We start from the raw sequence: 14,813 nt of genomic DNA on the forward strand, positions 1-14,813 counted from the left end.
CGGGTCGGTCGGGACGCGACTCAGGCGCGCAGCGCCGCGAGGAGCGTCTTCACCAGACCGGGCAGCTTGCCGGTCGCGCGGTAGCGGGTGAGGCCTTCGCTGACCTCGGCCCCCGTGCGTGACGACACGAACCACGGCGGCGTCGGCAGGATCGTCATGCGACCGCCGCCGCCCTTCGACAGGCTCAGGAACCCAGCGATCCAACGCGGGAACGGACGGAACGGCCCGCGCAGCACCGAGCGCTCGACGCCATCGAGCAGCAGCGCGTTGTGCACGACGCCGATGCCGCTGCCCACGTCGTCGATCGTGCTGCCGGGGAACGCTCCCCAGGTGAGCGTCGGCGTGATGAAGGCGAAGGCGGTCCAGCTGTTGATCGCGATCGATCCGTACCGCAGGGCGGCGATCGCCCGCTCGAACCCGGCACCGAGCTGCTTCTCGGTCGCCGGGTCGATCAGCAGGTTCGCGCCGAGCGTGCCCTGCAGCTTGTCGTTCGCGTAGGCCACTGCCGCATCGAGGAACTCCTGGCCGGTGCCGGGCACCGTCACGACGCCGAGCACGGGCGCGAAGTACTCCGTGTTCTCGAGTGCCGTGGCATCGTCGTCGCCCTCGATCTCCACGAGCACGCGGTCGCCCAGCACGAGAGCGTCGGGGTAGTCGTCGGCCGCGTGTTGCATGCGCGACGCCGACCCGGGATACCAGGCGGAACGTTCCGGCGCATTCGCGTAGGCCCGGCGCAGCGCGGCACGGAAAGCATCCGCCTGATCCCAATCGGACGACAGGATGACGACCTGCCCGGCGATGCAGTTGTGCCCGCTGTTCTGCAGACGCATCGTGGCGACATGCTCGGCCTGGTGACGCAGGTCGGCGTCGGTCCACGCGCCGGGCACGATGATGATCGGCGAGACGCCGCCGAGCTCGGCCGTGATGGGCTTGGTGAGCTGCGGCTTCTTGCGGCGGTTGCCGGTCGACGTCTTCGGACCCCAGACGATCGCGTCGAACGTCGCCGCGGATCCCGTGACGTGCACGTGCGCGAGGTCGGGATGGGCGGTCAGGTACGCACCGACCGCCGGGCCGCCCCGCACGATCCGCAGGAATCCGGGTTCGATGAGCGGCGCGAACGCGCGCTTGTAGATCGGCACCAGCGAATCCTGCGTCGGGTTGACCTTGAGCAGGGCCGTGCGATTCGAGGCGAGCAGCTCATAGAGCACGTCGAGCACGGGGATCGAGGTGACGTTGCCGGCGCCGAGCACCAGGCCGACACCGCCCGACTCGGTCGGGGTGCGCTGGCCGAGACCGGCGGATGCCCGGGCGGCGCGCGGAGTGATCCCCGGCTCGAGCCACACCTCGCCCGTGAAGCCCGAGAGCAGGAACTTGTCGATGCCGGTGAGCGGGAACGCGTGCACGCGCGTGCGTCCGCCCGGAGCGCGGTCGATCGTGATGCCGTCGAGCGGGTTGGCTCCGCGGGCCAGGCGAGAGAGCGTCTCGATGTAGGCGTCGAGCGCGCCGAGCACGCTGTACGGCCCGCTCAACCATTCCTCGCCCCGCAGCGGATGCTCCCGGTCGAGACCCTTCGACGCCGCAGCCGTGGTCGCCCAGTCTTCGGCCGTCGTCGCGACGCTGGTGCGCACCTGGCGCAGAAGCGTCACCCGCTGCGCGAGAGTGAGAGCGGTCCAGGCCTGCGTTCCCGTCTGCAGCGCCGCGATCGCGGTGTCGAGCCGCTCGCGTTCGCCCTCACCGATCTCGTGGGTGGGCGCGGGCTTCGCGGGCGCGGTGGGCGTGGAGGTCATCGGCGTCTCCTTCGAACGGGATCCCAGCTTATGCCGAGGTTCTGGCTCAGGCGTCGATGTCGTAACGGCGCAGCCGGTAGCGGCGAAGGGGTGCGAGGCTCGCGAGCATCAGCACGGCGGGCAGGATGCTGAAGCTGAGCACGATGCCCGTGATCGCGGCATCCGGCTGCTCGACGGTCATCCCCGCCACCGTCGAGATGTACCCCGTCGCGGCGAGCGTCAGCGACACCGCTGTCGCGCCGAGCGCGAACCCGACCGTCTCCCCGGCCGTCCAGATGCCGGTGAAGGTGCCGGCCTGCCCCGCTCCGCTCGTGCGCTCATCGTGCGAGATGACGTCGGGCAGCATCGCCATCGGCAGCGACTGCAGCCCGGCGTAGGCGACTCCCGCCACCGCGACCGACGCGTAGATCCATGCGCCGGGAGCCCAGACGGCGATCGTGATCGATGCCGCCGCCAGGGTGAACAGCACGCTCGCCATCGCGAACGCCCGCTCCTTGCCCACGCGGCGCGCGATCACCGTCCATGCCGGGGTCGCGATCAGCGCGGGGCCGACGAGCGCGACGAACACGAAGGTCACAGCGTCTTCCGACCGCAGCACCCACGTCGCGACGTACTGCGCTCCGGCGAGCATGGTTCCGGTGGCGAGCGCCTGCAGCAGGAAGGTGCCCAGCAGTGCGCGGAACGGCTGGCTGCGTCGCAGCGCCCGGAACCCCGAGAGATACTGCTCGCGCAGGCCGACCGCCGGCGGGGCGGACGGCTGGTCGCCCGCGCGACGGGCGGCCGCAGCATCCGCCGTGCGTGCGGCGATGAGCATGCCGACGCCGATGACGATGCCGGCGGCGATCCCCATGAGCAGGTAGCCCTGCACCGGGTCGTCGCCGGCCTTGCGGAGGGCGGGCCCGCCGGCGCCGAACAGAAGAATGGATGCCGTCAGCACCACCACGCGCCAGCCGAGCAGACGCGTGCGCTCGTCGTAGCTGTCGGTGAGTTCGGCGGGCAGCGCCACGTACGGCACCTGGAACAGGCTGAACGCGGTGGCGGTGCCGAGGAACGCCAGAAGCACGCAGATCGCGCCGGCGACCGGGCCCCACGACGGAGGCACCGCGAAGGTGAGCGCGAAGAAGAGGGGGAGCGCGAGTGCGCCGACGACCATGAAGCCGCGACGCGAGCCGGTGCGAGCCAACTGCCGGTCGGAGGCGGCGCCGATGAGCGGGTCGATCACCACATCCCAGATCTTCGCGGCCGTCACGATGAGACCGGCGGCGAGAGCCGCGACACCGAGATTGTCGGTGAGGAAGTACGTCAGCACGAGGCCGGGCAGCGTGGCATAACCGCCGGTCCCCAGCGAGCCGATCGCGTACAGCACGATCGTGCGTGGTGACAGGCGGACGGATGCTCGTTCGGGTCGAGCCTCTGTGCTCATCGCGCCAGTGTAGCGGTGCGGTGTCGCGGCGGAAGGGGCCGCATCACCGCACCGCGACGGCGCGGAGGCGCGTCAGATGAGGGAGAGCTCGCGCAGCTTCGACTCGACGTCGGCGTTCGACGGCTCGACGTGGTGCGACGAGTCGGGGTAGACGACGACGGGGATGTTGGTGCGACCCGAGATCTCCTTCGCGACGTCGGCACCGGCCGGGTCGGCGACGAGATCGACGTAGGTGTACTCGACACCCAGCTCGTCGAGCTGCTTCTTGGTGCGGATGCAGTCGCGGCACCAGTCGGCGCCGAACATGGTGATGGTGGATTCAGCAGGAGAAGTCATGAGACAAGCGTAAGACGCTTCCGCAGGGTGAGGGCTGAAAAAGGGTTGCCGGTAAGGGTAGCCTTACCTATAGTTGAAGTCATGAACAGCGCGAGCGAGCACCTGGACGACCCCGACTGGGAGAACATCGAGGGAGCCGTGCTCATCGCCGGAGATGCTGCAGACGCCGGCGTCATCGCGGGGATCGCCGCCCGCCTCCCGTGGGACGCGATGGGCGTGATCCTGCTCGAAGCCGCCGCCCGCATCCAGATGCGTCACATCGACGTGCCCGACGGTGTCTCGGTGCGGTGGTTGGTGCGAAGCGACGGCATCCGCGCCCACACCAAGGGGGAGCGCCTGGCGAACGCCGTGCACTCCTGGTGCGTCGAGTGGGCCTGCAGCGAACCGCCCGCGCAGTGGACGGTGTGGCTCGGCCCGCACACGCCGCCGCACGTCGCGCGCATGGCGCGCAGCCTGCTCGGCGTCTCGAACTGACGTCAGCGCGACGACGCGAGAGCCGGAGCCCCCGCGCCCGCCGTGATCGCGTCGAGCGCTCGCCGCAGGGTCGAGCTCGACGTGTGAGCCGTATACGGGAAGTACACGACCTCGACGCCGACCTCGGCGAACTCCCGCTCCAGGCGAAGGCCCTTGTCGGTGCCGCGCCAGTCGTCGCCCTTGAAGAAGTGCGTGAACTGGACGTCGCGCCAGGCATCCATCTTCGCCGGCATCGTCTCGACGTAGACGTCGTCGACGAACGAGATGTGACGAACGATCTCGGCACGCTCCGCCGTCGGAATGACGGACTCGATGCCTTTCACCTCGCGCAGCATCTCGTCGCTCACGACGCCGGCGATCAGAATGTCGCACTGCTGCTTGGCGTGGCGCAGAAGGTTCAAATGCCCGACGTGGAACAGGTCGAATGCTCCCGCGGCGTAGCCGATACGCGTCCCCATGATCTCCCCAGATCAGTAATTCCCCAGAAGACGGATCCCCATCCGCCGCGACTCCCACAGCCGCATCGGTCAGTCTAACGCCGCCGCCACGCCTCCGCGACCATTGATTTCATCGCGCAGCCGGGGTCGAGGTTTCCGGCGCATAGCAACACATGGCACGATGGATCCGCGCCACGGCGCGCGGAGGGGGCGACATGGGGTCGACGGTCACGGTCATCGTGCCGACCTTCAACGAGCGCGAGAACATCGCCGAACTCGTCTCCCGCACGGCGACCGCCCTCGCGGGCTGGGACGCCGAGATCCTCTTCGTCGACGACAGCACCGACGACACGGCTGCCGAGATCCACCGGATCGCGGCGGATGCTCCGCTCCCCGTGCGGGTCATCCACCGGGAGTCGAACACCGGCGGACTCGGCGGCGCGGTCGTCGTGGGGCTCAACGCCGCGGCATCCGACCTGTGCATCGTGATGGACGGCGACCTGCAGCATCCGCCCGAACTGCTGCCCGCTCTGCTCGCGCGGCAGGCCGAGGGCGACGCCGATGTCGTCGCGGCGTCGCGGTACATCGGCGGCGGTGACACGAGCGGGCTCGGCACGGCGGTGCGCTTCGGCGTCTCGCGCGCAGCCACGTGGCTGACGCGGGCGATGTTCCCGATCCGACTCGCGCGCAGCACCGACCCGATGACCGGGTTCTTCCTCGTCGACCGGCGCCGCCTCGACCTGGCCGCCCTCAAGCCGCAGGGATTCAAGATCCTGCTCGAGATCCTCGCCCGCACCGATCTGCGCATCGCCGAAGTCCCGATGGAGTTCGGCGAGCGACGCCACGGCACCTCGAAGGCGAGCCTGCGCCAGGGCGGAACCTTCATCGCGCACCTGGCGCGGCTGCGGTTCGGAAAGATGTCGCTGTTCGCGCTCATCGGCGTGATCGGCGCCGTCGCCAACCTGGCGATCATGTGGGCGCTGACGGCGGCCGGAGTGCCCTACATCTGGGCGGCGATCGTCGGCGCGGGCGTCACGATCATCGGCAACTTCCTGCTGCAGGAACGCTTCGTGTTCGCCGATATGCGCACCGATGCCCGCGGCGTGTGGCAGCGGTTCGCCGCATCGTTCGCGTTCAACAGCATCGAAGCGGCGCTGCGCATCCCGGTCATGGCGCTCATGGTCGAGACGTGGCACATCTCGAGCGTGCTCGCGACCGGACTCTCGCTGATCGTCGCGTTCTTCGCCCGGTTCCTGTTCCACTCGCTGGTCGTCTACGCCCCCCGTCGTCGCGGTGCCGGCACCGAACCGAAGCCCGACACGGCGGCGCTGCGCATCATCCGTGCGATCGACCACGAGGCGATGCGGCCGGGCGAACTCTAGGGGTTCACGGCGGCGGTGCTCGGCGCCGGTGTCGTCGTGCGCGAGGCCAGCTCGGCGAGCGGGATCGCGGTCAGTGCGAACAGCAGGGCGAGCGTGCGCGACGAGGTCAGCAGCGGGCTGAAGAACGTGTCCCAGGCTCCCAGCAGCGTCAACCACACGGCTAGACCGGATGCCGCCTTCAGCGAGACGCTGCGTGCCACGGCGTAGATCGCGCACACGATCAGCACGAGGGCGAAAGCCGCGCCGACCGGCCCGAAACGCAGCCACAGATCGCCCACCACGGAGTGCACCTCGAACTGCCCGCCGAACATGTAGCCCTCGACGTACCCGTTGTCGGGGTCGTAGTTGAGCTCGCTCATGCCCGTCTTCGCGATCCACACGTCGTGCGAGACCGGCAGCACACCGCTGCCGAAGCCCTGCGGGCGTTCCGAGATCAGGGCCGTCGCGGCGCCGAGCTCGGGGCGACCGCCCGCGATCAGCGAACCCGATGTATCGATCTGAGCCTGCGTGCGCTGCTGAGCCGCATCGCCGAGAGCGCCGTCGAGGATCAGGGCCTGCAGGAGGCTGAACGCGGCCAGACTGAGCACCCCCAACAGCACGAGGGTCTGCAGCGGGCGGGGCCGACGGCTGCCCGGAGGCATGAAGATCTGCCACAGCACGATCACGCCGGCGAGCAGCAGGAACGAGGTCATCGATCGGGAATCGGATGCCAGGCAGACGGCGGCCAGCGCGCCGAGCGCGAGCAGATCGAGCCACCGGCGGCGATTCGTGGCCGTGATGCCGAGCAGGATGATGATCACCGGCACCGCGAGCGAGTACTTCCACAGGTTCGCGGAATTGCCACCGGTCAGCACGACGTTCGCGAGGGCGCCGACCCCGAACGCGATGGCCGTGCCGCCGAGTCCGATCTGGGTGCGCGACCACAGCAGCACCCCGATTCCGCCCGCGAGTGACAGCAGCGTGAATGACTGCTCCAGCAGCAGGCTCGTGGACACCGGGCGCATCGTCTCGAACAGGGTCAATACGGCGCCCCACACCGTCGCGATCACCGCGAGCGACAGCAGCAACCGGGCGAAGCGGAACTTTCCGAGCGCCGACCACCACACCGGCAGCAGCACGATCGCGGCGATCAACGAGAGGCTGACACCCGGACCGAACTGGTACCTGATCGCCGTGGCGGCGGCAGCAGCGGCCGCCACGATCGACGTGGTGGTGTACTTCTCCGCGTGGAGCATGCTCGAGGTGGCGCTCAGCGCAGGTCTCCGCGGAAGACGGCGATCTTCGCGCCGAACAGGTAGTCGACCGTGAGGGTGACGTCGTCGCGGTCGGCCTCGGCGACGCTGAAGATGTATGTGCCCTCGGCGGATGCTCCCGGTGCGAGTTCGCCCTCGAACGGGGCTCCTCCGGGCTGGGTGAGCGTGCCCGCGGGCGCACGGTCTTCGCCGACATAGGCGTTGACGGTGACGTATTCGAGGTCGAGCGGTTCGGAGCCGGTGTTGACGATCCGCACGGTCGCGCGGATCGCGGGGCCCGACGTCTCACCGGCGAGGGTGGCCTCGCCCTGAACGGCCTGCAGCTTCGACAGCGAGATCTCGATGCCCTCGTCGGTCACGATGGTCTGATCGGGTTCGACGGGCGTGAGCTCGGCGAACGGTGCGTCGCTCTCGACCGGAGCCGGCAGGGGCGTCTGCGTGGGGCGCGGGGCGTCGGGGTCGACGATGTCGCGCGGCGGCACGGTCGGGGTCGCCGATGGTGACGGACTCGGCGTCCCTGCGAGCAGCGGTGGCACGAAGATCGCCCCGACGACCGCCAGTGCGATCACGACCACCAGCACCGACAGTGTGATCCAGACGCGCCGACGATTCGGCGGTGTCACCTCGTTCGCAGTCATCGCATGACCCCCGTGTTCCCCATGTCTCCCCATTCCGGAACCCGTGGAGTGCGGGACCGGTGATCAGAGTTTAGACCGCGGGCCCCGTCGGCGAACCTGCCTGTGCGAGAAGTCGACGACCGTCGCGCACTCCGCGCCACGCGGCGCGCAGCGGGGCGAGCGGGCGCACGAACTGGCGCCGCCCACCCCGAAGCAGCACCTGCCAGGCATTGCGCCAGGCCGAGCGGGACCAAGCCCGGGCATCCGCCGGGTCGAGCAGGAGCGCCGCGAAGAGCAGGCGATTGCGGATGTTGTAGTAGTAGTACAGCTCGGATTTCGCCTCGGGACGCTGCGCGTCGGACCGGTGCGTGGCACCCTCGTCGTGCACGGCCAGCGCGTCGTCGACGACGCGCAGACGGGCGCCCGCCCGCGCCGCCCGCACTGAGATGTCGACGTCTTCCCAGTAGAGGAAGTAAGCGTCGTGGAAACCGCCCACCAGCGCCCAGACGTCCTTCGGGATCCACAGGCATGCGCCGCTGAGCCAGGGGAGTCGGCGCGCATCCGGTTCGCGATCTCGTCGGCGCGGACCGCCCATCGAACCGTCGTCGAGGTACACATCCATGCCCGCGAACCACGTACGCCCCGCGACGTCTTCGACGCGGGGCGACGCGACGGTCATGCCGTCGGCCGTCGCGTCGGCGAGCAGGGCGACCGAACGCGCGTCGATCCGCGCATCCGGGTTGAGGAGCAGAATGTCCGTCGCGCCGAGTTCGTCGAACGCGGCGGCGGCTCCGGCATTGACGCCGCCGCCGAAGCCGGCGTTGTCGTGCATCGCCACGAGGTGCCAGCCCTGTGCGGTGCACAGCGATTCGACCAGGGCGCGCTCCTCGGCGCTCGAACGATTGTCGACGACGACGATGCGAGCATCCGGAACCGCGTCGGCGGTGGCCACCAGATTCTCGGCGAGCAGCCCTGCCGAGGCGTAGTTGACCACGACGATCGCCAGCGCTCTCGCTGCATCCATCGGTGCGTTCTCCCCGTTGTTCGAACCCAGGACCCGCATGAGGGACCCTGTGGCTATAGTGAAGGCTACATTTGACGCCACCTGGGGAGATGTCGTGTCAGAGATTCGTGGGGCAATGCTGCGTCTGAAAGAGGCGCAGAAATCATCGAAGGGCGCAGCCGCGTATTCGCGCTACGTCAATCGACCTTTGGGGCGCCCGTTGGCGGCGACCGCCTTCGTGCTGGGGATGACGCCCGCGCAGGTGACGATCGTGAGCGCCCTGTGCACGCTGACCGGTGTCGCGCTGATCGCGCTGCTCGCGCCGACCATCTGGTCGTCGGTGCTCGTGGCGGCCCTGCTCGTGCTCGGGTACGCGCTCGATTCGGCCGACGGGCAACTGGCGCGCCTCACCGGCACCGGCTCGCTGGCCGGTGAGTGGATCGACCACTTCTTCGACTCGCTCAAGCTCGCGAGCATCCACCTGGCGGTGCTCGTGTGCTGGTTCCGCTTCTACGATCTCGACGACGTCTGGCTGTTCGTGCCGCTCGCCTTCGCGGTCATCGCCAACACGTTCTTCTTCGGCATCATCGCCGCCGACTTCCTGAGGCGCATCCATCGCTTGCAGTCTCCGCCCGAGACCGAAGAGGCGCCGCGCGAAGCGTGGCGATCGGGGTCGCTCTACTCGCTCGCCGTCATCCCCAGCGACTACGGCTTCCTCTGCCTCGCCTTCGCGCTGCTGTGGTGGCAGCAGGGTTTCGTCGTGATCTACACCGCGCTCGCGGCGATCAACGCGCTGCTGCTGTTCCTGGCCGCCCTGCGGTGGTACCGGTCGATCCGAGGGCTGCAGAGCAATGGCTGAACAGCGCCGCCCGATCCGGGTCATGCAGTCGTTCGGCGCTCCGCGGGTGACCACCAACCCGTACATCACGATGCTCGACCAGGCGCTCGCCGCGTCCGACGAGGTCGAGCACCTGCGGTTCTCGTGGAAGCGCGCGCTCCTGGGGCGGTACGACGTCTTCCACTGGCACTGGCCCGAGGTCAAGCTGCACGCGGGCAGTCCGGTGTCGGCGTTCGGCAAGTACGTGCTCGCGACGCTGCTGTCGCTGCGGCATTCGTTCTCCCGCCGGATCGCCGTGGTGCGCACGGTGCACAACCTCGAACTGCCCGACGACAACGCCGCCCGTCTGTGGCTGCTGCGTCGCATCGAGCACCAGGCCGACCATCGCATCGTGCTCAATGAGACGACGCTGCTGCCCGAGGGCACGGCGCGCACCGTGATCCTGCACGGTCACTACCGCGACTGGTACCGACCCCAGCCCCGCGCCGAGCGTGTGCCGGGACGACTCGGCACGTTCGGGGGAGTGCGGCGGTACAAGGGCGTCTCGGGTTTCGTCGACGCCTACGCCGAGGCGGTCACGCGCGACGACGATCTCAGCATGGTCATCGGCGGCAAGGCCTCGACGCAGGAGCTGGCCGACGATCTGCGGGCACGCGTCGACGGACTCCCCGGGGTGACTCTGCAGCTCGCGTTCCTCAGCGATGCCGAACTCGTCGAACTGGTCACGGCATCCGAGCTGGTCGTGCTCGCCTACCGGTTCATGCACAACTCCGGCAGTGTGCTCGCTGCGCTGTCGCTCGATCGTCCGGTGCTCGTGCCGCGCAACGAGCCCAACGAGGCGCTCGCCGCCGAGGTCGGGCCCGAGTGGGTGCAGATGTACGACGGCGAGGTCGACGGGCGGGCGTTGACGGATGCTCTGCGCGAAGTGCGTGCGATCACCTCCGAGCGGCCCGACCTGTCGCGCCGCGAATGGGCGGATGCCGGAGCCGCGCATGCCTCGGCGTACCGCGCCGCACTGCGCGGACGGCGGGCCGGCGTGCGCCCGCGAGGAGCGGACGCGTGATCCGCGAAGCGGCGTTCCGGCTCAAGACCGCGCTCGGCGGACGCACCAGCACCGAGGCGTACCGCGAGTTCCTCGCCATCGACGCGCTCGAACCCGAACCCCTCGCCGACATCAGTGCGCAGCGCGCCTCGGAGCATGCCCGCTTCGCATTCGCGCACAGCCCGTTCTATCGCGAGCTCTATTCATCGCACGGTTTCACAGCCGATGATCTGCGGGACCCCGCAGCCTTCTCGACGCTGCCGATCGTCGACAAGGCGATGCTGCGCGAGAACTTCGACAGCATCCGCACCGATGAGGCGAACGACCGCACCAGCGTGGTGTCGAAGACCGGCGGAAGCACCGGGCTTCCGCTGCATCTGCTGCGGGATCTGCGATTCCCGGCGCGCGCGCTCGAATGGCGCCTCTTCGACTGGTGGGGGGTGAACCCCTGGGACGACCGCGGAATCGTCACCCGGCACGTGCTCAGCGGAGCTGCGCGACTGCGCCACGATCTGGGCTGGTTGCCCTCGCGCCGCGTGCAGCTCGACGCCTTCCAGATCACCGACGAAGCCGTCGCCGAGTTCGTGCGGTCCTGGAACCGCGTCCGCCCTCCGTTCCTCATCGGGTACGGCGGCGGCGTGCTCGATACGGTCCGTCGCATGCAGAGGCTGGGGCTCTCGGTCACCGCGCCACGGGCGGTCGCCGTCACGGCCGCGCCGCTGACCCCCGGTACCCGCGCCGAGATCGAGTCGGCCTTCGGAGCACCCTGCTACGACCACTATCGTTCGGCGGAGATCCCGTGGATGGCGGGGGAGTGCGCCGAGCAGAGCGGGCTGCACGTGTTCTCCGATGTGCGCCGCATCGAGATCGTCGATGGGAAAGATGCCCCGGCCCCGCACGGCGTCGAGGGCGAGGTCATCGCCTCCGATCTCACGAACAGGGTGTTCCCCGTCGTTCGCTACCGACTCGGTGACATCAGCAGTTACCTTCCGGGAACGTGCGCGTGCGGGCGCGGTCTGCCGCGACTGGGAGCGATCTCGGGTCGTTCGTCCGACGCGGTGCGGTTGCCCGACGGAACGACGATCGCGGGCGCGCTCGGCCACATCTTCGACGACGCGCCCCTGTCGATCCGGCAGTTCGAGATCGTCCAGGCAGCCGACTACGCGGTCACGCTGCGCTGCATCCCGAGCGATTCGGCCGAGGCGCAGCACGGGATCGACGGCGCCCTGGCGCGTCTGCGATTCGCCACCAAGGGCCTCGCGCCGGTGACGCTCGAGAAAGTCGACAGCATCGCGCAGGTCGGCGGCAAGATGCGGTTCATCCGCAGCGAGGCCCCGGCCACACCGCAGTGAAGCGGGCGCTCGTGTCGTCGGAATATTTCGTTTCGGCAACGATCTCCCAGGGCTCGTGTGTACACTGACCCCTGGTCGTCGCCCTCCGGGCAGGCGATGCGTACCGAAAACTGCACACCATCTCGCCCTGGAGGGGGCTAGTTGGAGGGGCGCGGTGTACGCGGGCTGAAACCCCAAGGAGAACCCTGTTGCGTCTTCGACGTCACCTTCACCCTTCCGATCCCTCCCCTCGCCTGGCGGCCACCGGTGCCACCGCTGCGATCGCAGCCGTGACTCTGCTGTTCGGCCTCGTCGGCGCTCCCGCATCCGCGGAAGAGACGCCGGCGCCCGAACCCACGGCGACCGACACGAGTACCGATACCGACACCGACACCGGTGCCGTCGAGCCCGAACCGACGGCATCCGATTCCCCGGTGTCATCGGATGCTCCGACGACAGCCACCGCCGTCGCCCCCACGGTGCTCCTCGCCGATGACTTCGACCGCACGGCCGCGACCGGCTGGGGAGAATCCGACAACGGGCTCACCTACACCTCGTGGTCTTCGCGTGCGGCTGTCGCGAGCGTCGCCGACGGCGCAGCGACCATCGCGCTCAAGCCCGGCGAATCCGCCTACCTGACGCCGCGATCGGTGCAGGCGCAAGACGTGCGACTCTCCGCCGACGTGCGACTCTCGTCGACCGGCGGGCGCGGCTATTACGCCTTCACCACCCGCGTGCAGAGCGACGGCTCGTCGTACCGCGTGCGGCTCCTGACCGACGCCCAGGGGCAGGTGCAGCTATCGGTGCTGCGCACCCAGGGCGGCAAAGAGACCGAGCTGAAGTCGGTCACGGTGCCCGGCAGCATCCTCGGCGACTCCTGGTACACGTTCGACGCGACCGTCACCGGAACGGATGCCGTGACCTTCGAAGCCCGGCTGACGCCTGCGGGCACCACGCCCGGTGCGCCGCAGCTGACCGTCACCGATTCGTCGGCGAACAGGCTCGCCGGTGAGGGCGGCCTGGCCATCTGGGGCTATGCCTCCAGCAGTGGCAACGCGCCATCCACCCTGCAGCTCGACGCGCTCGAGGCCACGGTCGCCACGGGCCCGCTGAGCAGCGAGGTCATCGTTCCGCAGCCGGAGCCCGAGCCCGAGCCGCAGCCCGAACCCGAACCGGAGCCGCAGCCGGAACCCGAACCCGAGCCGCAGCCCCAGCCGGGAACCGGTCTCGACGCCCGCGGCTCCGCCACCGTCGGAACGGCGTCGTATTCCGTGCCCCAGGGTGCCGTGTTCGTCAACGGGGCATCGACCGCCGGCGCGCAGAACGGCTCGGCCGCCGCGCCGTACCGCAGCGTGCAGGCCGCAGTGAACGCCTCGCCCGCCGGCTCCACCATCGTGGTGCGTGCCGGTGAGTATCACGAGTCCGTGGAAGTGCCCTTCAACAAGACCATGACCATCCAGGCCTACCCGGGCGAGGTGGTCTGGTTCGACGGATCCACCCGCGTCACCTCGTGGTCGAAGTCCGGGTCGTCGTGGGTGAGCGCCGGATGGACGGCTGAGTTCGACGACGACATGCTGAACGGCAACGCCAGCTGGTTCGTCGACCCGAAGTACCCGATGGCGAACCACCCCGACATGCTGTTCATCGACGGTGTCGCCCAGAAGCAGGTCGCCTCGGCATCCGAGGTCGTCGCGGGAACCTTCGCCGTCGACTATGCGAGCGACCGACTGATCCTCGGCACCGACCCGACGGGCAAGCAGGTGCGCGCCAGCGACCTCGGGCAGGCGTTCAACGTGCGTTCCGCGAACTCGCAGCTCAAGGGCTTCGGTGTGCGGCGTTACGCGACCTCGTACGACGTGCTCGGAACCATCCGTATGCACAACGTCGACATCACCCTGCGCGACCTCGTGATCGAAGACAACGCGACGATCGGGCTCTTCGTGGGCAACGACCGCGCGACCGTCGACAACCTCACGATCCGTCGTAACGGGCTGCTCGGCATGTCGCTGACCACCGCGTACAACTCGACCGTGTCGGACTCGCTCATCACCGATAACAACAACGAGCGATTCAACGGGTCTCCCGTCGCCGGTGGCATCAAGGTGACGCGCTCGCGCGGTGTCGACATGACCAACGTCGATACCAGTCGCAACGTGGGAAGCGGCACCTGGTTCGACGAGTCGTGCTTCGACGTGAACATCGTCGACGTCACGTCGAACGACAACACCGAGATCGGCATCCATGCCGAGCTCTCGTCGCAGGTGACGATCGCGCGCAGCCAGACGTTCAACAACAAGGAGGGCATCCGCGTCTTCGACTCCGAGAACGTGCTCATCACGAACAACGACCTCGGCAACAACTCGCGGCACGACATCAACCTCATGCAGGACGAACGTCGCCAGGCCACCCACAAGGTCGGGCGCGACCCGCGGGTGAGCGGGGCCGACCCGACCGTGACGTGGATCACGCGCAACATCACGATCCGCAACAATGTGTTCGGCGCCGGTGGACCGCGGGCCATCTTCGCCCACGACACGCAGACCGGGCGCGCGGTCGACACGTGGAACCTCACGATCGACGGCAACCTCTTCAGCCAGTCGAAGGGCGGACCGTCGATGGTGACCTGGGGCGGCTCGGGCAACGTCTACGAGACGTTCTCGACCCCGCAGGCCCTCGCCGCGGCGAAGAACCCGGCGTGGAAGAACGCGATGACCTCGTCGCCCGAGCCGTTCGCGGCGATGGCCGACGACGTGGCGGCGAACGCGGCCACGGCTCGCCCGCTGAGCGCGGCCCTCGCCACACTCCTCGGAGTGACGACGGGGGCGGTTCTGCTCGGCACAGGACGCTGACACCCGGCATCCGATCCGCCCGCCCGTCCCATCGTTCGATG

Annotated in this window: 13 protein-coding genes; 6 read left to right on the forward strand and 7 right to left on the reverse strand. The window is 69.0% G+C overall.

Annotated elements, in window-relative coordinates:
* Window positions 1-20 precede the first annotated feature (20 nt).
* The 3 genes from ACIOSY_RS15770 to ACIOSY_RS15780 form a co-directional block, all read right to left on the reverse strand.
* Entirely contained in the window at window positions 21-1,787 is a 1,767-nt protein-coding gene (locus ACIOSY_RS15770; protein ID WP_400854988.1) for an aldehyde dehydrogenase family protein, read from the reverse strand.
* Between the two features lie 46 nt (window positions 1,788-1,833).
* Window positions 1,834-3,210, reverse strand: a complete 1,377-nt coding sequence (locus ACIOSY_RS15775; protein ID WP_400854990.1) for an MFS transporter — start codon at window positions 3,208-3,210, stop codon at window positions 1,834-1,836.
* 72 nt (window positions 3,211-3,282) lie between these two features.
* On the reverse strand, window positions 3,283-3,546 hold the full coding sequence (locus tag ACIOSY_RS15780) for a glutaredoxin family protein (protein WP_400854992.1): 264 nt from the start codon (window positions 3,544-3,546) through the stop codon (window positions 3,283-3,285).
* Window positions 3,547-3,627: 81 nt separating this feature from the next.
* Between ACIOSY_RS15780 and ACIOSY_RS15785 the strand changes: the two genes are divergently transcribed.
* Window positions 3,628-4,020 (forward strand): SIP domain-containing protein, encoded by a 393-nt coding sequence (locus ACIOSY_RS15785; RefSeq protein WP_400854994.1) that lies wholly within the window; start codon window positions 3,628-3,630, stop codon window positions 4,018-4,020.
* Window positions 4,021-4,022: 2 nt separating this feature from the next.
* Here ACIOSY_RS15785 and ACIOSY_RS15790 read toward each other — a convergent pair whose 3' ends face one another.
* Window positions 4,023-4,478 carry an adenylyltransferase/cytidyltransferase family protein gene (locus tag ACIOSY_RS15790; protein ID WP_400854996.1) on the reverse strand — a complete coding sequence of 152 codons (456 nt, stop codon included), beginning with the start codon at window positions 4,476-4,478 and terminating at the stop codon, window positions 4,023-4,025.
* Between the two features lie 152 nt (window positions 4,479-4,630).
* Between ACIOSY_RS15790 and ACIOSY_RS15795 the strand changes: the two genes are divergently transcribed.
* A complete protein-coding gene (locus ACIOSY_RS15795; RefSeq protein WP_400854998.1) occupies window positions 4,631-5,839 on the forward strand; it encodes a glycosyltransferase in 1,209 nt (402 codons plus the stop codon).
* Here ACIOSY_RS15795 and ACIOSY_RS15800 read toward each other — a convergent pair.
* The 3 genes from ACIOSY_RS15800 to ACIOSY_RS15810 form a co-directional block, all read right to left on the reverse strand.
* Window positions 5,836-7,074 (reverse strand): hypothetical protein, encoded by a 1,239-nt coding sequence (locus ACIOSY_RS15800; protein WP_400855001.1) that lies wholly within the window; start codon window positions 7,072-7,074, stop codon window positions 5,836-5,838. The two genes, ACIOSY_RS15795 and ACIOSY_RS15800, sit on opposite strands and share 4 nt — an antisense overlap.
* A gap of 14 nt (window positions 7,075-7,088) precedes the next feature.
* Window positions 7,089-7,730, reverse strand: a complete 642-nt coding sequence (locus ACIOSY_RS15805; RefSeq protein ID WP_400855003.1) for a hypothetical protein — start codon at window positions 7,728-7,730, stop codon at window positions 7,089-7,091.
* Between the two features lie 70 nt (window positions 7,731-7,800).
* The gene (locus ACIOSY_RS15810; protein ID WP_400855005.1) at window positions 7,801-8,733 is read right to left on the reverse strand and encodes a glycosyltransferase family 2 protein; all 933 of its coding nucleotides are present in this window, start codon (window positions 8,731-8,733) and stop codon (window positions 7,801-7,803) included.
* Window positions 8,734-8,827: 94 nt separating this feature from the next.
* Here ACIOSY_RS15810 and ACIOSY_RS15815 point away from each other — a divergent pair, with 94 nt between their 5' ends.
* The 4 genes from ACIOSY_RS15815 (at window position 8,828) to ACIOSY_RS15830 (ending at window position 14,772) form a co-directional block, all read left to right on the forward strand.
* Window positions 8,828-9,571 (forward strand): CDP-alcohol phosphatidyltransferase family protein, encoded by a 744-nt coding sequence (locus ACIOSY_RS15815; RefSeq protein WP_400855007.1) that lies wholly within the window; start codon window positions 8,828-8,830, stop codon window positions 9,569-9,571.
* Window positions 9,564-10,613, forward strand: a complete 1,050-nt coding sequence (locus tag ACIOSY_RS15820; protein WP_400855010.1) for a glycosyl transferase — start codon at window positions 9,564-9,566, stop codon at window positions 10,611-10,613. Before ACIOSY_RS15815 ends, ACIOSY_RS15820 begins: the two co-directional genes overlap by 8 nt.
* Window positions 10,610-11,944, forward strand: coding sequence for a phenylacetate--CoA ligase family protein (locus tag ACIOSY_RS15825; protein WP_400855013.1), 1,335 nt, complete (start codon window positions 10,610-10,612; stop codon window positions 11,942-11,944). The genes ACIOSY_RS15820 and ACIOSY_RS15825 overlap by 4 nt, the downstream gene beginning before the upstream one ends.
* 269 nt (window positions 11,945-12,213) lie before the next feature.
* Window positions 12,214-14,772, forward strand: a complete 2,559-nt coding sequence (locus tag ACIOSY_RS15830; RefSeq protein WP_400855015.1) for a right-handed parallel beta-helix repeat-containing protein — start codon at window positions 12,214-12,216, stop codon at window positions 14,770-14,772.
* Window positions 14,773-14,813 lie beyond the last annotated feature (41 nt).

The sequence above is a fragment of the Microbacterium sp. NPDC087665 genome, from assembly GCF_044743285.1.
GTDB lineage: Bacteria > Actinomycetota > Actinomycetes > Actinomycetales > Microbacteriaceae > Microbacterium.

Bases quoted from the DNA above. Each gene is read 5' to 3' on its own strand.
- ACIOSY_RS15820 (WP_400855010.1), top strand. From the start codon at position 9,564: ATGGCTGAACAGCGCCGCCCGATCCGGGTCATGCAGTCGTTCGGCGCT.
- ACIOSY_RS15795 (WP_400854998.1), top strand. From the start codon at position 4,631: ATGGCACGATGGATCCGCGCCACGGCGCGCGGAGGGGGCGACATGGGG.
- ACIOSY_RS15770 (WP_400854988.1), bottom strand. From the start codon at position 1,787: ATGACCTCCACGCCCACCGCGCCCGCGAAGCCCGCGCCCACCCACGAG.
- ACIOSY_RS15800 (WP_400855001.1), bottom strand. From the start codon at position 7,074: ATGCTCCACGCGGAGAAGTACACCACCACGTCGATCGTGGCGGCCGCT.
- ACIOSY_RS15805 (WP_400855003.1), bottom strand. From the start codon at position 7,730: ATGACTGCGAACGAGGTGACACCGCCGAATCGTCGGCGCGTCTGGATC.
- ACIOSY_RS15780 (WP_400854992.1), bottom strand. From the start codon at position 3,546: ATGACTTCTCCTGCTGAATCCACCATCACCATGTTCGGCGCCGACTGG.
- ACIOSY_RS15790 (WP_400854996.1), bottom strand. From the start codon at position 4,478: ATGGGGACGCGTATCGGCTACGCCGCGGGAGCATTCGACCTGTTCCAC.
- ACIOSY_RS15785 (WP_400854994.1), top strand. From the start codon at position 3,628: ATGAACAGCGCGAGCGAGCACCTGGACGACCCCGACTGGGAGAACATC.
- ACIOSY_RS15810 (WP_400855005.1), bottom strand. From the start codon at position 8,733: ATGGATGCAGCGAGAGCGCTGGCGATCGTCGTGGTCAACTACGCCTCG.
- ACIOSY_RS15775 (WP_400854990.1), bottom strand. From the start codon at position 3,210: ATGAGCACAGAGGCTCGACCCGAACGAGCATCCGTCCGCCTGTCACCA.